Source organism: Niastella sp. sgz303648 (genome assembly GCF_059587045.1).
Genome location: NZ_JCAPSW010000004.1, coordinates 27,868 through 51,520, shown reverse-complemented (window position 1 = coordinate 51,520; position 23,653 = coordinate 27,868). Strand labels below are relative to the sequence as shown.

Sequence of the window (23,653 nt, the reverse complement as noted above, 5' to 3'; positions counted from 1 at the left end):
ATTTTCAAATTTTCAAATTAGTGCTATGGCTGATATATCTGCAAACTTTCTCGGTATCAAATCGCCCAACCCGTTTTGGCTGGCGAGCGCACCGCCTACCGATAAAAAGATCAATGTGCTGCGTGCTTTTGAAGCAGGATGGGGGGGTGTGGTTTGGAAAACGCTGGGCAGCCAGGTAAAAAATGTATCGAGCCGCTATTCTGCCGTAAATTATAATGGCTCCAAAGTAATGGGTCTTAACAATATTGAACTCATCAGCGACAGACCGCTGGAACTGAACCTGCGCGAAATAAAAGAATGCATTAAATTATTCCCCGATAGGGCCATGATCGTTTCACTGATGGCCGACAATACCCGGGAAAAATGGCATGAACTGATTGCACAGGTAGAAGACACCGGCGCACACGGTCTTGAACTAAACTTCGGTTGTCCGCACGGGATGACGGAGCGCGGCATGGGCGCTGTTGTTGGCCAGGACCCTGAAATTGCAAGGCTGGTGGTAGAGTGGGTGATGGAAAAAGCAACTATTCCCGTAATTACCAAGCTTACACCTAATGTGCATTCGGTGGTGCCAACCGGAAAAGCCGCTGTAGAAGCCGGGTCCCATGCATTATCGCTTATTAATACCATACAATCAGTAACCGGTATCGACCTCGATACCTTTGTTCCCAATCCATATGTAGCCGGCAAATCGGTATTCGGTGGTTATTGCGGTCCGGCAGTAAAACCCATTGCGCTAAAAATGCTCGCTACCATCAGCCAGGATCCTGTAACTTCAAAAGTACCTATATCGGGTATCGGGGGCGTAACTACCTGGAAGGATGCGGCGGAATTTATGTTGCTGGGCGCCACAACGGTTCAGGTATGCACGGCTGTTATGAAACATGGTTTTCGTATAGTTGAAGATATGTGTGAAGGATTGAATAACTGGATGGATGAAAAAGGATTCAAAACCATCAATGATTTTGTGGGTAAATCGGTGCCGCATCTTACCCAGTGGGAAGAGCTCGACATCAACTATCACATCGTTGCCGATATTGATCAAACAAAATGCATTCACTGCGGGTTGTGTTATATTGCCTGTGAAGATGGTTCGCACCAGGCAATCAACCTGCAATATGGCAAACCGTATAATACCTATACTATTAAGGAAGAAGAATGCGTAGGCTGCAATTTATGCAAGCTCATTTGTCCGGTCGATAATTGCATTACCATGGTTGAACAACGCAAAGGTCCCGATTATGTGAACTGGATAGAATTTCAGAAAAGGGGTATGCCGCTGAATGATCACTAAGACCCTGAGCGTAGTCGAAGGGACATTTATTTAATCCTGAGCGCAGTCGAAGGATTTCTTATATGCTTTTACCCAACAAAACTAAAAATGTAATAACCATTTGCACTGGCCTTTTTAAATACTTCTTTAAGATTATTGTATTCTATAACCATGTTCCGTTCATTAAATGCATAATCTTCTTCAGTGTTTCTGCTCCAGCCACCGGGATAAATGTCTTCGCGGTTGAGTTCATCAGGATCAAATAAATTTTTGAACTCGTCGATGCTTATGGTATCAAGAAAAGATGAAATAGCAGCAACTTTTACCGGATCATGATAAGGTATTGGTTGTTTGCTAAAGAAAAGTTCCTCGTCGAAGTTATCAAAGTCGAAATTTTCAAAGTCAAATTCTTCTCCAATGCTGGTAATTGGATAAAATATCTGGCCTGCCAGTTCTGCCATTTCTTTGTTGCGACCTTTGGAAAGAAGGAAGCGAAGTCCTTCAAAAGATTTTTGAAAGGTTTCATACAACTTTGCTATTTTATGAAATTCAACACCTTCGGGATTGGTTTCAATTTTAGCGAAATCATTTTTGTCAATGCAGTATAAGGCGGCACTCTGTCCCATATAAATATGAATGATGAAAATGGTAAAAGTGGCGTGAATATATGTAATTTATTACAACACCACCTGCTTCTCCCAAACCTACCCAATCAGCTTACCCACTTAGTAGTATGTCGATGTGTAGTCATAACGTATCATACACCGTTATGAAGGCCATATAATGTAAAAACTACTCTTTATACTGCTGCTTATACGCTGCTTCTTCATCTAACTGATTGATATTAATTAACTTTTTAATTTTACCACATAGTAGTATTGGTTTTATTTTAATACAATGTACCTTCACACCCGATCCGTAATCCCGCTGCTATCGATTCCCGCTGATGTGTTGAATTACAAATAACCAGAGAGATTGGCATAATAAATCAGTCAAACTTTATTGATATGATCAATGAATCGTTACAGTTCATCGCTGATGAACTGAACAAATATCTTGTGCTTAAAATGGGCCCTGCCAGCGATCCGCCGAGGCTGGTGCTGGGCAATGTGTCGCGGGTTTTTGATGGTGAAACAACTGCCAATAATTTAAACAACAGAGCTATTCTTTCACTGGTAAATGTTGAAGAAGATCGCGTAGCAAAACAACAGGAAAATTTTGTAAGAACGGATGTAGGTACACGATATAAAAGTCCGCAGTTGTATATAAACCTGTACATACTTTTTTCATTGAACAGAACAACATACGGCGATTCGCTTTTGTGGTTAAGTTATATTATGCAGTTCTTTCAGTTTCAGAATGTGTTTACACCTATAACGCATCCCACGCTCGACCCGAGAATAGAAAAGATGATCGTTGACCTGTGCTCGCTGAACTTTGAACAGATCAATCATCTGTGGAGCACGCTCGGCGGTAAATACCTGCCCTCGGTTTTATATAAAGTGCGCCAGTTAACCCTCGATGAAGATATTACCGAAAGTGAAAGCGGATTTATAAAAGAAATTCAACTTACCGAAAAAGTTATACAGCCGGTTACATCATGACAACCAGATATAAAATATTATTCATGGTCGATTTGCTGAATGAGTATTACGCCAACCTGCAGTGCAGGGATTTTACAGTGATACCTTCGGCCCACACTTCGCTGGTACTGCAAAACCACCAGCTGTTGTGCAAAACCATCGGCAACAAACTGGTTGTATTGGCTAAAGTACAAACCACTGCAGGCAATGAGGATAAACCGTTTGTTTCTATCGGGGCTGAAACGAAATTTCTTTTTTACCTGAGTTTGAATCAGCCTTTGTTTACTACGGTAACCAATCTCGATACCGACAGGCTGCGGTTGAATCAACGCTATTATTTTACCAATTTATACCAGAATAAAGCAGGCGTTTCATTGCTCCTGAGCAAAAAGATTGCCGCTTACGATAATGCGGCTACCTATAACCCCGGTGATCTGACTGATAACGGCAGCGGAACTGTTTTTGAAAATATTCAGCATACAACAGGCGGCAATAATACTACGAACGATAACTTCTGGTTTCAGCGGGGCACCGAACAGTATGTTTCATCGGCCGATATGATGAATTTTGTAACAACCGGCAACCGGTATCAAACAACAGCAGCAGCTACTGAGTTCACCATAAAAGTATTCGGTTTAAATATCGCTAACAATACGTACACGTTGCCCATCGTCATTTCAAAAAATAAAATAAACAGCGATGTGGCTACTACGGCTGTAATGCCCGACCTGTCGGAACTATTGCCCGGGCGATATAAAATACAGATCAATACCGATGAGTTTGACGTGTTTGTTGATGATACGGCCATTTACCGAAGTGTGTTTGGCGTTATTGAAATATTCAATCACCTGCCTGCTGCCAGTGATTTTTCATTGCTCGATAACAACGGAAAAGTAAAAGATACAGTGGTAGCCGGCAATCTGCAATGGCTGCGTTACCAGATACGGTTTGCCAACAGGCTGGCATTCTGGAAATATGTTACACCCCGTAAAGGTGTAAAGGCGATCAAAGACAAAACAAATACTTACCAGTTTGTGCAATCGCCACCCTTGCCCGCACAGCCTGATTTTTTTCAATCAGATGCTCCTATTCCCATCAGGCAAACGCCGGTGGTTTATGATCTTGAATTAAATAACCCGGTTAGTGATGAACCGCCGGCAGCCCCTAATCCCGACCCGAATGTTACAGGCATGTTAAGCCGAAAAGAACCCGAGAAAGATTATTACTGCACCATATACCTTAATTATTAAAACAATTTAAATATTCAAATATGGCAACCAGCTACAAAACACCCGGTGTGTTTCTGGAAGAAATCCCCAAGTTACCGCCATCTGTTGCTCAGGTCGAAACGGCTATCCCCGCATTTATAGGATATACCGAAATCGCAAAAAGCCTGGCTCCCGGCGACCTGAAAAAGAAACCAACACGCATCGGGTCGTTGGTTGAGTTTGAATTGTATTTCGGAGGCGGCCCGTCTCCTGCTGTTACCGAGGTGAATATCGACAGCAATAATAATTTTCAGAGCGCCAAAGTAACCAACAATTATTTTCTGTACGATAGCGTAAGAATGTTTTATGCCAATGGCGGCGGCGATTGTTATATTGTGTCTGTTGAAGTTTATCCAACAGCTGTGGCTGCCGCCGACCTGATAGCTGGCATTGCCACGCTCGAAAAAGAAGACGAGCCCACCATTTTGCTTTTCCCCGATGGCGTTGCGTTGAATGATACCGATATTGCATCGGTGCAACAGGCCGCCTTACTGCAATGCAATAACATGCAGGACCGTGTAGCGGTATTTGATCTTAAGCAAAACGATCCCAAAGGAGTAACCTTCCGTAATAATATTGGTATCAATTACCTTAAATACGGCATGGCCTATACGCCCTGGCTGAAAGTAACTTTGCCAAAAGCAGTAAAATACACCGATGTAAAATCAGTTATTTTCAGGTCGGGCATTGCTATTCCTTCATTGACCGGATTAACATCGGATGCTGATATTCAGGCATTGATCGGCCGGATTGACCAGGCGTATACCGACAAAGCCTATATCAATACCAGAACGGCGGCCATGGCTTCGCCCAATACCGATTTGCTGGGCAAGTTCGACTCGCTGCAGGCAACCTTTAATACAACCAATAACAATGCGAACATGAAAGCATTGTTTGATCTGTCGCTTGATGTTGCCGATAAAATAGATGAATACATAAACGGCGTTGCGCCCAATACCATAACACTGGCTTCACTCAAAGCCGATGTTGTTGCTGCTGTGGCCTCGAACTTTGATCCTGTAATGGCATCGATCGTTTCGCTGAATAAAGAAGCCGGCGCCGATATTACAGCCGGATATACCCCAACTGATATTGCCACCCTCGTTACAGCCGGCAGCTGGCCGCTCGCCATTGCTGCAGCTGCTTCGAATAACATCAATGAAGCGAACGATAACAACCGGCGTATTGCTGCCGTGAATTTGTTGCGGCCTTTATTTGTTCAGCTGTATATAGCTTATCAAAACCTGATCGTGGGCGCTGCTGCTTCCTATGCCAAAACGCTGGAAGATTCGCTGGTTCTTTCTTTCCCTGTATACAAAGCAATTATTACCGGCGTGGCCAACAGCATGACCAGCATGCCACCGGGTGGTGCAGTAGTAGGCGTATATGCCATGACCGATCGCACCCGGGGTGTATGGAAGGCGCCTGCCAACGTTGCGCTTGCAAATGTGGTTTCGCCAGATACTGCTTTCACCGCTTCGGAACTGGATGCATTGAACGTAGATGCAGTATCAGGTAAATCGATAAATGCCATACGGGCATTCACCGGAAAGGGTACGCTCGTCTTTGGAGCGCGCACTCTGGCCGGTAATGATAACGAATGGCGTTACATCAGTGTACGGCGCTTCTTTAATATGGTAGAAGAATCTACCAAAAAGGCCACCGAGCCTTTTGTGTTTGAACCCAATGATGCCAACACCTGGGTACGCGTGCAAGGCATGATCGAAAACTTTTTGACTACGCTGTGGCGCCAGGGTGCTTTACAGGGCGCCAAACCCGAACATGCTTTTTATGTGGCCGTAGGATTAAATAAAACCATGACGGCGCTCGATATTCTCGAAGGCCGCATGATCGTTGAAATAGGCATGGCGGTTGTTCGCCCGGCTGAGTTTATCATCTTACGCTTCTCGCATAAAATGGCAGAAAGCTGATGCAGGCAAGTAGTAAGTAATAAGTTGTAAGTAGTAAGTATGTAGTAGGCAGGGCAGGGTAGTTGACAGAAAGTAGGATTGTTATTGTAAGCGGATATTCCCTACTCACCACTGCCCACTCACCACTCACCACTCACCACTCACTACTCACGATAGGCGCCAATCATCAAAAAAAGTATTAACCAATAAAATATTGACAATGGCAACATATCCCCTTCCAAAATTTCATTTCCAGGTTAAATGGGGCGTTGAACGCATAGGCTTTACTGAAGTAACCGGACTTGATTTTCAGATAGATGTAATTGAATACCGCGAGGGTTCGAACCCTGAGTTTTCCAAAACAAAACAACCGGGTCTTACCAAATTCAGCAACATCACCCTCAAGCGTGGTACACTGGCCAATGACTCGGAATTTTATAAATGGATAAAAGCGCTCGACCCCTATACGCATACCACCCAGCGCCGGGAGATCACCATTAGTTTGCTCAACGAATCGCATACACCCATTATGAGCTGGTCGGCCAAAAATGCATTCCCTGTAAAATACCAGGCCAGTGACCTGAAGGCCGACGGCAATGAAGTGGCTATCGAAACACTGGAGCTGGCGCACGAAGGATTGACGGTAGTAAGTTAAAAACAGGCAATAGGCAATGGGCAACAGGCAATAAGTAAAGCAATTATTGCAACCCGAAAACCTGCAACAACTACAAACCACAAACCTCAAACAACAAACATGAGCCATGGCAGGCGGATATTATCCTCCGGTAGGATTTCATTTTAACGTTAAGTTCCTGAACATCGGAAACGATAATGATGTGCGCTTTCAGTCGGTATCGGGTTTAAACGTTGAATACGATACCGAATCGTTTAAAGAAGGCGGCGAAAACCGGTTTGAACATAAGCTGCCGGTGCGCACAAAATATCCCGATTTGTCGCTCAAACGGGGCATGCTTCTCGATTCAAAGCTCATCGACTGGTTCCTGGGCATTTTGCAAAACAGGGATTTTAAAAATAACAAACCGGCCGAGATCGATATCATACTGTTGAACGAACAGCACCAGCCCTTAAAAACCTGGCATGTATACAACGCATGGCCAAAAAAATGGAGTGTAAGTGATTTCAATGCACAGGAAAATTCGCTGGTGATAGAAACGCTCGATCTGAGCTATAGTTACTTCACGCTTCCAAAATAAAAGCATATGCCTCTTGAAATAAAAGAATTGCACATAAAGGTTACCGTTAACCAGCCATCACAGGGGCAACAGCCGGCTGCTGCCGCTCCTTCAGGTGGCCAGGCCGATGACGATAAGGATGCCATCATTACGCAATGCGTTGACGAAGTGCTTGAAATCATCAACAATAAAAAAGAGCGTTAACCATGCCTACCGGAGAATTTGAAAAGCTGCGGATCATTTCATATACCGATCCTGATTTTTCTGACGAACACAAAGGCGACGAGTTTGTAGCGCTGATCAATCCTGAAAGCTATACGCTCGAAACAAAAGTCGAGTTCAGCAATAACCAGGGTTCAGGCACCAGCGGTAATCAGCCACGGTTTACCTTAAAACCGCCCGAAGAGCTGGCCTTTGAGTTTTTATTCGATAATACCGGTATCATCGACGGCAATCCCAAAGATGATATTGCCGACGACCTGCAGAACTTCAAAGACTTTCTGATGAAGTACGAAGGCGATATTCATCAGCCTAAATTCTTCAAGTTCGTATGGGGCACCTCTTTAATGAAGGGCATATGCACCACGTTAAATATAAACTATAAACTGTTCAATCCCGATGGCAAGCCCATCAGGGCCGTTTGTAAGGTAACCCTGCGCGAGCTGAAACCCGAAGAGCTGCGGGTGATTGAAGAAAATAACCAATCGCCCGACCTCACGCATTACCGCGTGGTGAAAAAAGGCGATACGCTGCCGCTGTTGTGTTACCGCATTTACGGCGATTCAAAATATTACTGGCAGGTTGCAAAAGCCAATAAGCTCAGCAACTTCAGACTTATAAAACCAGGGCAGGAGATCTTTTTTCCGCCTATTGCAAAAACATGAAGCCGTAGTAGGAAGTAAGAAGTGTGGAAGAAGTGAGGAGTAAGAAGGCCGCGAGCCTTGTAACCTGTAACCTGTAACCGGTAACTGGTAACCAATAACCAATAACAGGTAGCAGGAACCATAAACTAAAAACAATAAACTATAAAGGGGGAGAATGCCCAACGAAAGAACAATACCATCTGACCAGGCTAAAACGGTAGTAACTACTACTTTGTTATCAGATGGCAATGAAGTGACCAAACAATACCAGGTTCTTTCTATAGTGGTAAATAAAGAAGTGAACCGGGTTGCATCTGCCACCATCATTATACTGGATGGTGAACCTTCGAAGCAATCATTTGAAGTAAGCAGCAAACCCGAATTTGAACCGGGAAAGAAACTCGAAATAAAATGCGGTTACCGCAACGACGAAGAAACCATTTTTAAAGGCATCATTATTAAACACGGTATTAAAGTACGCAAAAAGAACAGCGTACTGATGGTGGAATGTAAAGATGAAGCGGTGAAAATGACGATAGCCTGCAAAAGCAAATACTTTACCGATACCAAAGACAGCGAGGTGATGGAGGAACTGATAGACAGTTACGGTCTTGAAAAAGAGGTGGAAACCACCTCGGTATCGCACAAACAACTGGTACAATACAATGCCACCGACTGGGATTATATATTATGTCGTTGCGATGTAAACGGATTGCTGTGCATACCCGACGACGGAAAAATAAAAATAGCTAAGCCCGACTTTTCAGCCGAAAGCAGTCTTACGATTCAATACGGCGCCACGGTGCACGACCTCGATGCAGAGATCGACGCCCGGTTGCAATTCAAATCGGTAAAAGGAACCATGTGGGATTATTCGGGTCAGGAATTGCTGAACGATGTGGATGCCGCCGATCCCGGCGTACCCGATGCCGGTAACCTTTCGGCAGATACACTGGCCGGTGTTATTAATGAAGATGAATTCAGATTATACCACAGCGGCAAAATAGAAGAGCCCGAATTACAGGCTTTGGTTGATGCCAAAATGATGAAACACCGCCTGGCAAAAATCAGAGGTCGCGTACGCATCGACGGTACTGCAGCCGTAAAACCGGGACAAATTATTCAGCTGAATGGGGTAGGTGAGCGGTTCCAGGGAAAATTATTTGTAACAGGTGTACGGCAGGAAGTGGAAAAGGGCGACTGGCAAACCGTAATTCAGTTTGGCATTAACCCCGAGTGGTTTGCCGAAACATACAAAGTAAAGCAACCGCCGGCCGCGGCCATGCTGCCTGCCATCAGCGGATTACAAATTGGTGTGGTAACGCAGCTGCAGGACGATCCTGATGGGGAAGACCGGATAAAAGTACGTATACCGGTTATTCAGAATGAAGAGGAAGGCATCTGGTGCAGAGTAAGTTCTTTGGATGCGGGCGATAACAGGGGCATGTATTTCAGGCCCGAGCTGGCCGATGAAGTGATCGTTGGTTTTATCAATAACGACCCGCGCCATGCCATTGTGCTCGGCATGCTCAACAGCAGCGCCAAACCGGCCCCGCTTCGTGCATCGGATGATAATCACGAAAAGGGATATGTAAGCAGAAGTGAAATGAAAATGATTTTCAACGACGATAAAAAAAGCATACAGATAGAAACGCCGGGCGGTAATAAAATGCTCATAACCGAAGAGGATAAGAAAATTCATATCGAAGATCAGAACGGCAACAAGTTCACGATGGACCAGGACGGAATTAAGATCGAAAGCATAAAAGATATTGTGATGAAGGCGCAGCGCAATTTTGAGGTGGAGGCCATGTCGAACGTAAGCATCAAGGGAAGCGCTCAAGCCAAAGTAGAAGGCAGTGCCGGAGCCGAGTTTTCATCAGGCGGCAGCACGGCATTAAAAGGCGCAACGGTGATGATAAATTAGGCAGTAGGCAATGGTTTAAGGCAGTTTATAGTTTGAGGTTTGTAGTTTGTGGTTCTTTCGGTGAATCATACCATGCGATTGTGATCCTATTACAATTGTAAGGTGCCGGTTTTTAATAATGATATTCAAAAGCGCGGCAGCAACTACAAACCATAAACCATAAACCACAAACAAATTTATGCTCTTGCGCGAGATATTAACAATTATTAATAATTAAAACTCCCTTTAGGGATTAGGAATATGCCCGCAGCAGCACGAGTAGGCGATATGCATGTTTGTCCGCTGGTAACCGGAACTGTTCCGCACGTAGGCGGCCCCGTTTTACCACCGGGTTGTGCTACGGTGCTCATTGGTGGTATGCCGGCAGCGCGTGTGGGCGATATGTTAACCTGTACCGGTCCGCCCGATGTGATCATAGCAGGCTCGGCCACCGTATTCATCGGCGGTATGCCCGCCGCCCGCATGGGCGACAGCACCGCACACGGGGGAAGCATAGTAGTCGGTTGCCCAACGGTAATTATAAATTAAGACACAGGGAATAAGGCACAAGGTACAAGGATCAAGGCACAGGAACGAAGGGGTGTATACGTCCCGTTAGGGACAATAGGTCGGTAGCATCGGAATGTGAACGGTATTCCGTGCCGGCGGGCACAATATGTAGGTAGCATCGAATCGGGAATGTGTATTCCGTCCTGTCAGGCACGAAATGTAGGTAGCATCAAAACGGGAGTGTGTATTCCGTCCCGTCAGGGACAAAATGTGGGTAGGGACAAAGCATTTGGAATTCATATTTCGACATTCGAAATTCAACATTCGATATTCAGTATTCATTATTCAATATTGGCACATGGCAAAAGAATTTATCAACGACGAGTTTTTAGGCAGAGGCTGGAGCTTCCCGCCCACCTTCAATACGCAATTGAAAGAGGTGGAAATGACAGAGAAGCAGGAAGATATCGAAAAAAGTTTGCAGATACTGCTCACCACTGCCATCGGCGAAAGGATCATGCAGCCCAAATTCGGTTGCAATATGGATGAGATGTTGTTTGAATCGCTCAACACCACCACCAAAACAATTCTCATAGATAAAATCAAAACGGCCATTCTGTACTTCGAACCACGTATTGAACCCAAAAAGATCGCGCTCAATACCACCAATGAGCTCGAAGGTGAAGTGCTGATAGAAGTTGAATACATCATACGGGCCACCAACAACCGGTTCAACTTTGTTTTCCCTTATTATAAAAACGAAGCTACCGAACTGAATTTTTTAACTACTAACGACAGTGTATCATTATAACAATGAGTAACTGCAGCGACAATAAAAACCCTTTGCAGCACAACGGAACAAGCCAGGCCGAAAGATTATTACCCGGTTTGCAGGCAGGCTATGTGCAGGTGAATGAAAAAGAATATGCCGACTGGATTGTGTTTGCTGCCGCCTTTGCATCATACCTTACCCATTACGATGCCGGTAATTCGGCTGATGGTACCTGGGAACCTTTTTTCACCAGCGACATCTCAGCTTTGCTGGGTACTATTGCCATCCAGGACATCGATAGTTACCGCAGGCAGATCAAAGAACGGTTCGATTTTATAAAAGATGATGCCAATGCTGCGGATATAAATTCTGTAAAAAAGAAACTGCACGAATTGTTCAGTGTGCTGTTGGGCTTATCAAAAGCGCTTGATAATTATTATCTCAAATTGCCCGAAAAGGATGTTGAGCAGGAAAATACCATTACACTAAAGAACACGATCAAAAATTGCATCGAAACAAAACTGGCGCCGGCCTTACAACGACTGATCGCTTATCATAAAGCCGCTACGGTAAAATTATTGCTCCAACCCGGCGACTTCACCAACTGGAAGGTGCTCAATATGCCTGTACAACCAGCCGAAACCATTATCAATGGCAGCGGCTTGTCTGACAGCTGGTGGCGAAACGGGGCTGCCAGCTGGAATGCCTATGTTACAGGTATTGCAACCGATGCCAGTATATTCGGCAGCGACCTGTGGGATGAATACCATCGCATTAATCATGCAGCCAACCACAATTTGTTTTCTTCGATATTTGATCAGTATACACAGAATTATACCCGGATTATTAATGAATCTACCGCCAGTCTGTTGACTACGCTCGGTAACTGGAACTCCCATGCACCGCATTACGCGCTGTTTCTTGCTTTTTTAAAACTGTTCAAACTGGCGCAGGCCGATATCAACACCATCACACAACGGCACCTTGACTTTTATTATAAAGAGGTGTTGCAATTGCTTCCCAAAGCAGCAGCGCCCAACAAAGCGCATGTGCTGGTTGAGCTGGCAAAAATGACGGATGATCATGCGCTGGAACAAGGCGCTTTATTAAAAGCAGGTAAAGACAGTGCAGGAAAAGAAGTGCTGTATGCGCTTGATAAAGAAACCACTTTTAACAAAGCGAAAGTGGCTTCGCTGAAATCGGTATACAAGGCCGATAAAGACGGGAAAGATAATCATGGCACTGTAAATAACGTGAATCGTTTATTTGCATCACCCGTAACAAACAGCGACGACGGACTGGGTGCTGCGTTGACTTCGCCCAATAAAGAATGGCATCCTTTTGTAAATAAGCAATATGCCGAAGGGCAGCTCACCGATATTGCTATGCCCAATGCGAACATTGGTTTTGCCATTGCATCGCATTACCTGTATTGCACCGAAGGAGAACGGAAAATAATTATTCGCCTCGCTGCCGGAAGCGATAATGCAAAGCTCTACAATAAGAAATTTTATTATTACCTAACTACCGAAAAAGAATGGCTGGTTGCTGAAACGGTATCGTCAATAGCAGCCGGCACCATGACCGATACTACTGCCTGTGCTGAATTTACCATTACATTACACGGTGATGCACCGGCTATTACCAATTATGCTGCTGCCGTACATGGCGGAACATTTGGCGTAACTGTTCCGATGCTGAAAATGATTTTAAAGAATACCGATGATGAGGAATATAAGTATAACGAGCTAAAAGATATAAAGATCAGCAAAGTTGAGGTGAAAGTTGAAGTGGGCAATATGAATGCCTGGAGCCAGACCGGTATAAAACAGTTGATGTTGTCGAACGATTTTGGTCCGCTCGATGCCTCCAAACCTTTTCAGCCATTTGGTCCGCTCCCTAAGCGCGATAACACATTTGTAATAGGAAATAAAGAGATATTCAGTAAAAAGAACGCATCTATAAAATTAAACTTCGAGTGGGCCGGTATTTCGGATTTTAATCCCGGCGATATTGATTTCGACACTACCGGTGATTATTATCCTTATACAAAACTCAACTTTCTGGCTGGTGGCGTATGGAAAAAAAATACCGACGACAGCAGCATACCGGCGCAAACAAATATTTTCAATTCAAATAACCCGGAGGCGGTTGTTTTTACGCCACCGCAACCGGTATTGGGCAACAGCATCGTAAAGTATGTTGATGCCTATGGTTTGTACAACGCATCTTCTAACGCAGGTTTTATGCGGTTTGTACTGGACGGAACTTTCGGACATAAAGAATACCAGGAAGCGCTAACCGCTTATCTGATCGCTCAGTCAAAAACACCTGCAAGTGGAAGCAAACCCACTGCGCCTTATACGCCTTTGGTGAAATCGCTGTATATAAGTTATAGCGCCAATGGCATTCAGGCAGTGAACAGCACCAATGAAAATCAATTCAACAACCGGGAAATACAATTCTTTCACGTTTATCCTTTTGGCGATGCCGAGCAACACACTTTTATCACCAAAAACGATGTGTTCCTGCTACCGCAATTCAACCATTACGATGGAACGAATACCGTTGATCATATTGGTGAATTTTATATCGGCATCAGTAACCTGCATGGCCAGCAGGCGGTAAATATTTTGTTCCAGGTAATGGAAGGCACCGCCGATCCGCTGGTAATAAAACCCGATAATCATATTCAGTGGAGTTACCTCGCCGCCAACAAATGGACCGACTTTGATAAAAACACCATCAGCGATGCTACGCGGCAACTGGTGCAATCGGGCATTATTTCATTCATAATTCCTGCCGATGCCACTACCGGCAACACCACATTACCTGCAGGATATTTATGGTTACGGGCCGCTGTAACAGAAAAAGCCGAAGCCATTTGCAAATTGCTGTCGGTCGATGCGCAGGCTGCTCTCGTAACTTTTTGGCCCAATAACAATGCCGATGATTTTCTTGAAAAGGACTTACCGGCATCTTCCATTTCAAAATTGAAATTGCCCGATGCGGCTGTTAAAAAAGTTGTTCAGCCCTATGCATCCTTCGGTGGCCGGCCTAAGGAAAAAGATGATAAATTCTATATACGGGTAAGCGAAAGGCTCCGGCACAAGAACCGCGCAATTACCATTTGGGATTATGAGCATCTGGTGTTGGAGAATTTTCCGCAGATATATAAAGCAAAATGTCTTAACCATACCAAACTGGTGCCTGCTGCAGAAAAAGATAAAATGGATTACAATGAAGTTGCGCCGGGTTATGTAACGGTAATTACAATTCCCAATTTGCAAAACCGCAATGATACCAATCCGCTGAAACCCTATACCAATCAAAATACTTTACTGGAAATAGAAGCATTTTTAAAAAAGAAGATTTCGTGTCATGTTAACCTTGGCGTACGCAATCCGCAGTTCGAAGAAGTGCGCCTGCAGTTTGATCTGAAGTTACTACAGGGATTTGATGACTTTACATTTTACAGGGAGAAGCTGCAACAGGAGATCACGCAGTTTTTAACACCCTGGGCTTTTGCCTCAGATGCTGATATTTCGTTTGGCGGTAAAATATATAAGTCGGTGCTCATTGATTTTATTGAAGAAAGACCTTATGTGGATTTTATTACCAATGTGCAAATGTTCCATCGCATCGATGACACAACACCCGAAAGCGGCGATCTGGATGAAATTACCGCATCAACCGCCCGCAGCATACTCGTATCGGCCCAGGCCTCGAAACATGTAATTAATGAAATAACCATAAACGATCTGGAAGAAACAACAGAATGCAGTGGCGCAAAAGCCCAAACTATAAGCGATTGAGAATATAATAAACATGATGGAAAAACAACAGCTATTCACCATTGACCATTGACCATTGACCATTCACCATGCAACAAAGCATCACCATACAAAAACATCCCGATTTAACCGGCAGCTCCGGTTACGAACTGTTGCGACAGGAAGGATTAAACGCCATTCAGCAACTGGGAAGTCGCTGGTGGACAGACTATAATATTCACGACCCCGGTATTACACAGCTTGAATTATTATGTTATGCCATTACCGATCTGGGGTATCGAACTTCATTGGATATAAAAGATCTGCTGGCTGTGCCGGTAACAGAAACACCCGATCCCAAACGGCAGGCTTTTTACACCGCCCGTGAAATTTTAACAACCAATCCTTGGACCGTTAACGATTTTCGCAAACTGCTCATTGATATAAACGGCGTAAAGAATGCCTGGCTGGCCTGTAAAAAATGCGCCTGCGACGATTTGTACCTGTATGCCAATTGTAAAAAAAGTGCTTTACAGTACGATCCTACCGAACACAAAATAACTATTAAAGGGTTGTACGATGTGCAGCTTGAATTTGAAGATGAAGAAGGCATTGGCAACCTGAACAGCGGCAAAATAAAATACAATTTCAGCTTTACCGTATCAGGCAGTTTAACAACCGCCGCCATTGAAATGCGGTTGCCTTCCTGGCAAATGATCGATTCAGAACAGATCATCAGCCGGCATTTTGAAAATGATATGGTTACCTGGCAAAAGTTTCAACAACTGGTGCATCCCGGCAGTACCGTTACCAGTGTTGACGTTCATTTTGTATCGGGTACCAAAAACGATAATGTTGATATTCCCGCCAATGAACTGGGATCGCGGTTGCGCAAACCGGTGTATGCTACATTCACCGTACATTATGTTCCTGCCCCTGATCTGGTTTCACCTTTGTTACCGGCTGAAGTAAAGTTTACCGATGTACCACTTACGGTTTGGTTCAACAGCGACAGCGATCGCAAGGCAATGGCCATTACCGATTTGAAGAATGCTTTAAGTGATGCTTCTGCCGGAGGCATAATTAGTAAATACATCGAAAAGATCAGAAGGGCCAACGCCATCATTGCCACTACCAAACAGGTATTGCACAGCCACCGGAACCTGAGCGAAGATTATTGCACTGTAAAAGCCATAGAAACCGAAGATATTGGTGTTTGCGCCGATATGGAAGTAGCGCCCGATGTAGATATAGAAGCCGTGCTGGCCGAAGCCTTTTACCTGATTGATCAGTATTTCAGTCCCGATATAAAATTCTATTCACTCACCCAGTTACTGGCAAAAGGAAAAACCGTTGATGAAATATTTGAAGGCCCGCAGCTCGATAACGGTTTTGTGGAAGATGAACAGCTCGAAGCTACCAATCTGAAAAAGACGTTATATACGTCGGATATCATCAACCTGCTCATGGATATACCCGGTGTAATAGCCGTAAAGAATTTTGCGCTCACCCGGTATAACGATGAAGGTTTTCTGGTCGAAAGCCAGCCCTGGAGCATGGATGTAACCTACAACCACCAGCCACGGTTATACGTTGAAGCTTCAAAGTTTTTAGTGTTTAAGAACGGGTTGCCTTTTTTACCCGATAAGCTCGAGCTGGCAGATACCATGCAGGTGATTATCGGTAACAATGCGCAACCAAAGTTTTCCGCAACCGACAAAGACCTGCCTGTGCCGCAGGGAACCTGGTACGATTTAAAAGAGTATTATCCCCTGCAATATTCACTGCCGCTTACATATGGCGTAGGGTTTGACGGTTTGCCCACCACGGCTACAGAAAAAAGAAAAGCGCAGGCGAAACAATTGAAAGCCTACCTGTTATTTTACGAACAACTGCTGGTGAACTACCTCGAACAACTGGCGCATGTAAAAGATCTTTTTGCGGTAGATGACACCGTAGCTCATACTTACTTTACCCACCTGTTCACCAACAGCGAAATAAGCGGATTGAATGATATTGTAAGCGGTTTAACTGTAAACGACCTGCAGCAGCTCGAAGAAACAGAAACCGTTTTTCTCGATCGCCGCAATCGTTTTCTGGATCATTTGCTGGCCCGCTTTGCCGAACAGTTCACCGAATATGCGTTGATGCTGTATTCGTATACGGAAAATAAAGCCGTGGCTGATGATCAGCTCATAAAAGACAAGATCGCTTTTTTGAAAGATTATCCCTTTATGAGTTATAACAAAGCGCGGTCGTTTAATTATAAAGATCCGGCTCATGTATGCGATAGCACCAATATAGCCGGTATTGCCATGCGCATTCGCCGGTTGCTGGGCATGCCCGATTCAGAAAAAATATTTATTGTAGAACACCTGTTACTGCGGCCTCGCAACAAACCCGGTACGCTGATTCCTGATGGTGATCCGCTGCTGAATATTTGTATCGGGCTCGATTGTGATCTGTGCGGTGAAGAAGATCCCTATTCATTCAGGTTAACCATTGTATTGAATGGCGAAACCGGACTGGCCAACAGCGGTATTGCCTTTCGACGTTTTGCCGAACAAACCATTCGTAAAGAAATACCGGCGCATCTGGCGGTAAAAGTGTGCTGGGTTTCAACCAAACAATTACTGGAGTTTGAAACAAAGTACTGCGCCTGGTTAAGCGAACTAAGTAAAGAGGAACCTGATACGGTGCAGCTGAGCAAACTGTTAAAAGACCTGCTTGATATATTTAAAATATTAAAGAATGTATATCCTGCTGCGAGTTTGCACGATTGTGCAGATGGCGACGATGAGAATAGGGTATACCTGAACCAAACCATCATTTAAAAAAATAAAAATCGTTTATATGCTACCGGTCAATACTGTTTTCCCCGAGTTTGTACCAGACCAGTTGCTCACCTCATCTGACCTGAACGAATTATTTGGCTACCTCGATGAACAGGGCCGGCTAACACGCACCAATCTAATAGGTATCGGCATTGTTTGCGGTCTTGAAATAAGTATCAATTCAGCCAAAAACGCCATTACCATTTCAAAAGGCACGGCGGTAACATCTGAGGGGTACCTGATAACAGTGCCTGCTATAACCTATACCGAATTCAACACGTTTGATGCTGTAAAGGAATGGTATTACGACCGGTTTGTAAATGTTGCCACCAAAACGCAAAAGTTCAACCTGTGGGAGCTGAAGCAGGCTGCTGTTGATCCCGATGCAACCAACCTGTCGGAAAGTTTTTTAACCGACAAAGTAGTATTGTTGTTCGTTGAATTGCTCGAAGAAAAAAACAAGAACTGCGATCCCAACTCCTGCGATGATAAAGGTATACACGTCACTGTTACCTTCAGGCCCCTGCTGGTAACAAAAGCCGATGCGGTATCGCTTATTGGCGCTACAGGAGGCTCGCTGATCGTTGATACGTTTACCGGTTTGCCCGAAATAAAAATGCGCCGGTTCGACGTGCCCAATACCAACCCGGTTAGCAGTGCGAATATATTCGACGCCTATAAAGCCGTTCTATCAGCTTCTTTTTTAACGGCAACCGAAAATGCGCTGGCACAGGCCTGGACGCGCATCGGCATATTTGTGCAGGATGAGTTCCCATCTAACCCATTTGCAGGACTGGCAAACAGTTTTGCTTTTGTGAACAACGGAACCATTACCACCAGTCAGTTGCAGCATATTCAATACATATACGATCACTTCTCCGACTTTCTGCTGGCCTATGATGAATTTCGCAAAGCCGGAACAAATATTTTAAGCACCTGTTGTCCGGATAGCAGTTTGTTTCCGCGGCATGTATTATTGGGCGAAGCCATTCCGTTGGCTGCCGGCACAACTTCTGCCTACAGACACTATTTTATTTATTCGCCTTTATTCGACAAAAAAGATCTGCTGGCACAGTTGAAAATGCTTTTTAAAAGACTGGTGTTGCTGAAAGACAAGTTTATTATTCCTGCTGTTAGCAGTGGTACCGGTGCATCGAAGCTGGATCCCTATATACGCATTACGCCCAGTACATTGGGCGATGTGGCCTTGTCGCACAAAGCCATTCCTTATTATTATCAGGTAGCAACAGGACCATCACCCTTATACAAAAGCTGGAACTATCAAAAAACGGTACAGGGAATATCGAACCGTAATTTGAGTTACAACGCCAATCAATACAATGCCTCAGATGATTTTGTATTGAACCCGTTGCGTTACGACCTGGAGCCATATAACTTTTTACGTATCGAAGGCCTCATTGGCAAGTCGTATACCAAAGTGTTGCAGAATATAAAATACCAGATCAGTCAGAGCCGCCTGCCCATAGATGTAATTGCATTGAACACCGATAGCTCAAATTTGCTTCAGGGCATCAGTACGTCGAAGGCTTCTTCATTTAACCTTACCGGCGCCATTGGCGATTTGGACCTGATGGGTATGCTATGCCATTTTCAGGATCTGGAGGCCATTTACGATACAATGAGGAATGAAATATTGTGTAACCTGTGTAAAGAGCTGAAGTATTATTATGAACTGAAGTTTGGATCGTTTACACCACCGCCCGGTGCACCTGCTCCGGTGGAGAGTGTGTCGCAGGTGGGATTGTTTAATCAGTGCAGTGCAGGTTATATTGTAAAGCCCGGCACCTTTGGTTATTATATTGAAAAAGTGTACAGCAAAGTGGGCGACGACGGCAATGTGACCATTCAGATAATTGCCGAAGTATTAAACCTGCAAAACCTCGTAGGAACAGATAGCGATGGCGATGGTATCCCCGATAAGCTTACACCAGCTATGGCTGTTTTTCTCGGATACCTCGTATCTTATTTCGAGATCCCTATTTATATCATTCGCTTAGCCAACTCCTTTACATCTGATTTAAGCGGCTTTGATGTGGAAGAATATTGCAGTCTGCAAAAATACCTGGCCGAAAAAGCCGCCACCATCAAATTTGCGTATAACATATTTAATAACGATACCAGCGACACAACCGGAAAAGCAACCAATGATTCAACCGGTCTTGTTTTATCGCGAAGCGCATTGGCGCAAAGTGCTGCGGGTAATGTATTGCTGACCATATTTCAGCTCGAAGATTTATTCGACCACCTCGATGTACTGATATACAACTGCAAATGCAGTGCGTTCAAAGCCTTAAAGGCCGAATATCTGAAACGCGTGGTATACCTTACGCTGTTGCGCCAGTTCGGTTATTTCACCAAACAACATCCCGGCATACAGCACAAAGCGGGTGTACCAATGGGTGGTACGTTTATTGTCGTTTACCACAGTAAGCCCAATGTGATCACAACCGGTACAGCAACCGGAAAATTTATTCTTACCGGAAAAGTGCTCGATGAATCGGGTGCTGCGTTGCCCGGCGCCGGTATACAGGTAAAAGGTACTACCCGTGCAGCCACTACAGATGTATCGGGCAATTTTAAAATACTGGTAATAGAATTACCGGCTACGCTGGTAGTTCGTTTTAATGGCTTTGATGATAAAGAAGTAATAGTAACCTCAGAACAACCGGTGCAGATTGTGATGGGCGATAATAATACCAATGATACCGAAGATGCCATTGATGATATTGCTGCCGGTACGGTGATCGCTGATTTTTATCTTCCCTACAGATGTTGTTCCGATTGTCCGCCCATACAATATGTGGTGCCCGAATTAAAAGAACCAACGGTGCCGCCCAACCAGGGACCCATTGCCAACGCCGGTGCCGATCAAACAATAACGCTGCCGGTGAACAATGTAACTTTAAACGGAAGCGGTTCAACCGATCCCGATGGTACCATTACACAATTTCAATGGACCCGTTTAAGCGGACCCGGCAATCCGCAGATCGCAACACCCAACAGCGCGCAAACCGGTGTGACTAATCTTGTTGAAGGAACCTATGAATTTGAGTTAACCGTAACCGATAACAAGGGCAGCACGGCCAGAGACTCCATGATCGTTATTGTAAACCCCGCTCCGCATGTAAATCAGCCACCGGTGGCCAATGCAGGGCCCGATAAAACCATCACGCTTTCGCCCAATAATCCATTGATACTCGATGGCAGCGCTTCATCCGATCCTGATGGTACTATTGCACAATACAAATGGGCAGTTTCAAGTGGTCCCAATACGTCAACGATCGTAGCGCCCAATTCGGTACAAACACCGGTTACCAATTTAATAGCAGGGGTGTATGAGTTTAAATTAACAGTTACCGATAACGAAGGCTCCAGTGCATCGGACAGTGTTGTAATAACAGTGGTATTGCCCGATAACCAGCCGCCTGTTGCCAATGCCGGTTTGGATCAGGTAATAACACTTCCCGTAAATACGGCCACGTTAAACGGAAGTGCATCAAATGATCCCGATGGAACGATCACCGCATTTTCATGGAGTTTTGTAAGCGGACCCAATACGCCTGTGATCGGAACGCCATCTGCCAAAATAACACAGGTAAGCGGACTGGTGCAGGGAACTTATGAGTTTGAATTAAAAGTAACCGACGACCGCGGCGATAGCGCCAGCGATGCCGTAAGTGTAACAGTAAATCCTGCTCCCGAAAAATCATGCGCCCCACTGAACGATATCATTGCATTGTTTGAAAAACTGCGCGATAATGATCCCGATCGATTCCAGCTGTTTACAGGTATGTTCCAGTTCTATCCACAGGTAGAAGCATACTTCCGGCAACTGGTGGCCAATAATGTGGCCGGCATGCCTGTCGAAAAGCAAATAGAATTTTTTGCCACACCAACAGGCGGGCAAACCATTGACCAGATGCTGATACAATGGCTGAAGCAGCTGAATGAGCTCATAATAGCCAACAATGAGAATATGCGTTTGCTCGCTTTGTGCCTGTACCGGATACTGATGCAGCTGGCCATGTACATCATGTGCATACAAAAAGAAGATTTTGATAAGGCCAAAGTGCGCATGGATGAAGTATTTAAACTGATACAGGATAATACTTCACAGTGGGCCGCTGTACATAAACAAAAGCCATTTGCCGCCAAAGAGCTTGAAGTGGTTAAACAAATAGATGAAGATTTGCGCAAAGAAGATACACGCATAAACAATAATGGCGAAGCGGCTGCAAAGCCAAATTATCTCGATGCAATAAGAATAATTATTAAAATACTCGATACGATGTTATAATGGCTTTCCCGGGCAAACATATCATTCTTAAACAGGTAATCGACTGTGAGTACCATGGCGATACAGATGGCTTTGACCTGCAGCAACGTATTACCGAATGGTGTAACCGGGAACTGATACCGCGAATAGATGAACAGCTGCAAACAGTGCAAACCGGTGCGCTGGTGTACAAAATCGATAAGCTGCATATTGAAGTACAGATAGATGAAAGAGGTAACTGGCTGTCGGCCGCTGCCGAACTGATCGTACAGCAATTACAAAAACGGGTTGAAGAGGAGATCAGCAGAACGGCCTCGGATATTACCCAACAGCCGAAATCCTATCCGCAGTTATTTGTAGATGCATTTATTTATTTTTTGCAATATGGTAATTTGCCCTGGTGGAGTCCGGTTACAACCAATCAGGTGTGGCAGGAAGAGCTGGAGAGTTTGCTGATCACCGGTTTTTCAGACAATGCAAAAAGCCGCCTGCTCCAAATATTAAAACACCGGAAAGTGCAGCAACGCTTATTGTACCAGATGCCCGATGAGTTATTTATTAAACTCATGGTGCAGATAAACCCCGGTATTGAAAAAGATATTACTAATCTCATCAATGATATAAAACAACTGGTACAAAACACCGAAGAAAGAAAAGCGGTGCTCACCCTGTTCAGGCAAAGCGTTATGGCCTTTATTTATGAAGTGGAGTCGTACCAGTTTGCCGGGCATGTGTATGCCCATTTTGTACAGCAGTTATCGGCAACGGGTCATCTAACCCATGTTCATCCCAATAGCGGTAATTTCAGTGCGGGTATTGTAAAAGCATTGGAAACGCAAAAGATCCGCATCGAACCTATTGCACCGAAAACAAAGGAACCTGATAAGAATATACCCATACATAATAAAGGCGAGGAAATGAATTTACAGCATGGCCTGTATATAGAGAATGCCGGACTGGTTATTGTGGCGCCCTTTCTGCCATCGCTGTTCAAAAAGCTGGAAATATGTAATGATACAACCATTATCGATATTAACCGGGCTGTTTGTTTGGTTCAATACCTTGCTTCGGGCAGGGAAGGGGTAGCGGAATTTGAAACAGGGCTTGCAAAAATTCTCTGTGGTATGGCGCCCGATCTGCCGGTTGATACCAGTATCCGATTAACAAAAGAAGAAAAGCACGAGCTGAACGACCTGCTTGAATCGGCCATTGAATATTGGAACATTTTAAAAGATACATCACCCGAAGGGCTTCGGCAATCGTTCCTGCAACGCCAGGGAAAATTACAGTTTGTAAACAACAGCTGGTTATTGCAGGTAGAACCCAAAGCCTGGGATGTGCTGTTACAACATTTGCCCTGGAACATCAGTATGCTGAAATTGCCGTGGATGGAGCATATGTTGAAGACGGAGTGGTAACCTCACCCCTGCCCCTCTCCTTGAGGAGAGGGGTTGGCGCGAGTGATAAAGAA

The 23,653-nt window shown here is 44.6% G+C and carries 16 protein-coding genes; 15 read left to right on the top strand and 1 reads right to left on the bottom strand.

Features of this window, described 5'->3' with window-relative positions:
- Nucleotides 1-25: 25 nt before the first annotated feature.
- Nucleotides 26-1,294 (top strand): NAD-dependent dihydropyrimidine dehydrogenase subunit PreA, encoded by a 1,269-nt coding sequence (preA, locus tag AC59IL_RS12890; RefSeq protein ID WP_496552549.1) that lies wholly within the window; start codon nt 26-28, stop codon nt 1,292-1,294.
- Between the two features lie 68 nt (nt 1,295-1,362).
- On the opposite strand, the gene AC59IL_RS12885 is transcribed toward preA, so the two are convergent.
- Nucleotides 1,363-1,899 (bottom strand): DUF1877 family protein, encoded by a 537-nt coding sequence (locus AC59IL_RS12885; RefSeq protein ID WP_496552548.1) that lies wholly within the window; start codon nt 1,897-1,899, stop codon nt 1,363-1,365.
- Between the two features lie 381 nt (nt 1,900-2,280).
- Here AC59IL_RS12885 and AC59IL_RS12880 point away from each other — a divergent pair, with 381 nt between their 5' ends.
- The 14 genes from AC59IL_RS12880 (at nt 2,281) to AC59IL_RS12815 (ending at nt 23,600) form a co-directional block, all read left to right on the top strand.
- Nucleotides 2,281-2,877: a Pvc16 family protein gene (locus tag AC59IL_RS12880; protein WP_496552547.1), complete on the top strand. Its 597-nt coding sequence runs from the start codon at nt 2,281-2,283 to the stop codon at nt 2,875-2,877.
- A 23-nt stretch (nt 2,878-2,900) separates the two neighbouring features.
- Nucleotides 2,901-4,106, top strand: a complete 1,206-nt coding sequence (locus AC59IL_RS12875) for a hypothetical protein (protein WP_496552546.1) — start codon at nt 2,901-2,903, stop codon at nt 4,104-4,106.
- A 20-nt stretch (nt 4,107-4,126) separates the two neighbouring features.
- Nucleotides 4,127-6,055, top strand: coding sequence for a phage tail sheath family protein (locus tag AC59IL_RS12870; RefSeq protein WP_496552545.1), 1,929 nt, complete (start codon nt 4,127-4,129; stop codon nt 6,053-6,055).
- A gap of 199 nt (nt 6,056-6,254) precedes the next feature.
- A complete protein-coding gene (locus AC59IL_RS12865; protein WP_496552544.1) occupies nt 6,255-6,689 on the top strand; it encodes a phage tail protein in 435 nt (144 codons plus the stop codon).
- Nucleotides 6,690-6,795: 106 nt separating this feature from the next.
- Nucleotides 6,796-7,248: a phage tail protein gene (locus tag AC59IL_RS12860; protein WP_496552543.1), complete on the top strand. Its 453-nt coding sequence runs from the start codon at nt 6,796-6,798 to the stop codon at nt 7,246-7,248.
- A 6-nt stretch (nt 7,249-7,254) separates the two neighbouring features.
- A complete protein-coding gene (locus AC59IL_RS12855; protein WP_496552542.1) occupies nt 7,255-7,431 on the top strand; it encodes a DUF5908 family protein in 177 nt (58 codons plus the stop codon).
- Nucleotides 7,432-7,433: 2 nt separating this feature from the next.
- Nucleotides 7,434-8,111: a CIS tube protein gene (locus AC59IL_RS12850; protein WP_496552541.1), complete on the top strand. Its 678-nt coding sequence runs from the start codon at nt 7,434-7,436 to the stop codon at nt 8,109-8,111.
- A 154-nt stretch (nt 8,112-8,265) separates the two neighbouring features.
- Nucleotides 8,266-10,017, top strand: a complete 1,752-nt coding sequence (gene vgrG, locus AC59IL_RS12845; protein ID WP_496552540.1) for a type VI secretion system tip protein VgrG — start codon at nt 8,266-8,268, stop codon at nt 10,015-10,017.
- A 240-nt stretch (nt 10,018-10,257) separates the two neighbouring features.
- Complete coding sequence (locus AC59IL_RS12840) at nt 10,258-10,545, top strand: PAAR domain-containing protein (RefSeq protein ID WP_496552539.1); 288 nt, start codon at nt 10,258-10,260, stop codon at nt 10,543-10,545.
- A 319-nt stretch (nt 10,546-10,864) separates the two neighbouring features.
- Nucleotides 10,865-11,317 carry a GPW/gp25 family protein gene (locus tag AC59IL_RS12835; protein WP_496552538.1) on the top strand — a complete coding sequence of 151 codons (453 nt, stop codon included), beginning with the start codon at nt 10,865-10,867 and terminating at the stop codon, nt 11,315-11,317.
- Nucleotides 11,318-11,319: 2 nt separating this feature from the next.
- Nucleotides 11,320-15,093 (top strand): baseplate J/gp47 family protein, encoded by a 3,774-nt coding sequence (locus tag AC59IL_RS12830; protein WP_496552537.1) that lies wholly within the window; start codon nt 11,320-11,322, stop codon nt 15,091-15,093.
- Between the two features lie 68 nt (nt 15,094-15,161).
- Nucleotides 15,162-17,885: a baseplate wedge protein gene (locus AC59IL_RS12825; RefSeq protein ID WP_496552536.1), complete on the top strand. Its 2,724-nt coding sequence runs from the start codon at nt 15,162-15,164 to the stop codon at nt 17,883-17,885.
- Between the two features lie 19 nt (nt 17,886-17,904).
- Nucleotides 17,905-22,203 (top strand): PKD domain-containing protein, encoded by a 4,299-nt coding sequence (locus AC59IL_RS12820; RefSeq protein WP_496552535.1) that lies wholly within the window; start codon nt 17,905-17,907, stop codon nt 22,201-22,203.
- The gene (locus AC59IL_RS12815) at nt 22,203-23,600 is read left to right on the top strand and encodes a contractile injection system tape measure protein (protein ID WP_496552534.1); all 1,398 of its coding nucleotides are present in this window, start codon (nt 22,203-22,205) and stop codon (nt 23,598-23,600) included. The genes AC59IL_RS12820 and AC59IL_RS12815 overlap by 1 nt, the downstream gene beginning before the upstream one ends.
- The last annotated feature ends 53 nt before the right edge of the window (nt 23,601-23,653 follow it).

What these genes read in the sequence shown, in the direction of transcription:
- AC59IL_RS12885 (WP_496552548.1), bottom strand. Translation starts at nt 1,899, where the DNA reads ATGGGACAGAGTGCCGCCTTATACTGCATTGACAAAAATGATTTCGCT.
- AC59IL_RS12870 (WP_496552545.1), top strand. Translation starts at nt 4,127, where the DNA reads ATGGCAACCAGCTACAAAACACCCGGTGTGTTTCTGGAAGAAATCCCC.
- vgrG (WP_496552540.1), top strand. Translation starts at nt 8,266, where the DNA reads ATGCCCAACGAAAGAACAATACCATCTGACCAGGCTAAAACGGTAGTA.
- AC59IL_RS12820 (WP_496552535.1), top strand. Translation starts at nt 17,905, where the DNA reads ATGCTACCGGTCAATACTGTTTTCCCCGAGTTTGTACCAGACCAGTTG.
- AC59IL_RS12855 (WP_496552542.1), top strand. Translation starts at nt 7,255, where the DNA reads ATGCCTCTTGAAATAAAAGAATTGCACATAAAGGTTACCGTTAACCAG.
- AC59IL_RS12875 (WP_496552546.1), top strand. Translation starts at nt 2,901, where the DNA reads ATGGTCGATTTGCTGAATGAGTATTACGCCAACCTGCAGTGCAGGGAT.
- AC59IL_RS12835 (WP_496552538.1), top strand. Translation starts at nt 10,865, where the DNA reads ATGGCAAAAGAATTTATCAACGACGAGTTTTTAGGCAGAGGCTGGAGC.
- AC59IL_RS12825 (WP_496552536.1), top strand. Translation starts at nt 15,162, where the DNA reads ATGCAACAAAGCATCACCATACAAAAACATCCCGATTTAACCGGCAGC.
- AC59IL_RS12830 (WP_496552537.1), top strand. Translation starts at nt 11,320, where the DNA reads ATGAGTAACTGCAGCGACAATAAAAACCCTTTGCAGCACAACGGAACA.
- AC59IL_RS12840 (WP_496552539.1), top strand. Translation starts at nt 10,258, where the DNA reads ATGCCCGCAGCAGCACGAGTAGGCGATATGCATGTTTGTCCGCTGGTA.
- AC59IL_RS12865 (WP_496552544.1), top strand. Translation starts at nt 6,255, where the DNA reads ATGGCAACATATCCCCTTCCAAAATTTCATTTCCAGGTTAAATGGGGC.
- preA (WP_496552549.1), top strand. Translation starts at nt 26, where the DNA reads ATGGCTGATATATCTGCAAACTTTCTCGGTATCAAATCGCCCAACCCG.
- AC59IL_RS12815 (WP_496552534.1), top strand. Translation starts at nt 22,203, where the DNA reads ATGGCTTTCCCGGGCAAACATATCATTCTTAAACAGGTAATCGACTGT.
- AC59IL_RS12880 (WP_496552547.1), top strand. Translation starts at nt 2,281, where the DNA reads ATGATCAATGAATCGTTACAGTTCATCGCTGATGAACTGAACAAATAT.
- AC59IL_RS12850 (WP_496552541.1), top strand. Translation starts at nt 7,434, where the DNA reads ATGCCTACCGGAGAATTTGAAAAGCTGCGGATCATTTCATATACCGAT.
- AC59IL_RS12860 (WP_496552543.1), top strand. Translation starts at nt 6,796, where the DNA reads ATGGCAGGCGGATATTATCCTCCGGTAGGATTTCATTTTAACGTTAAG.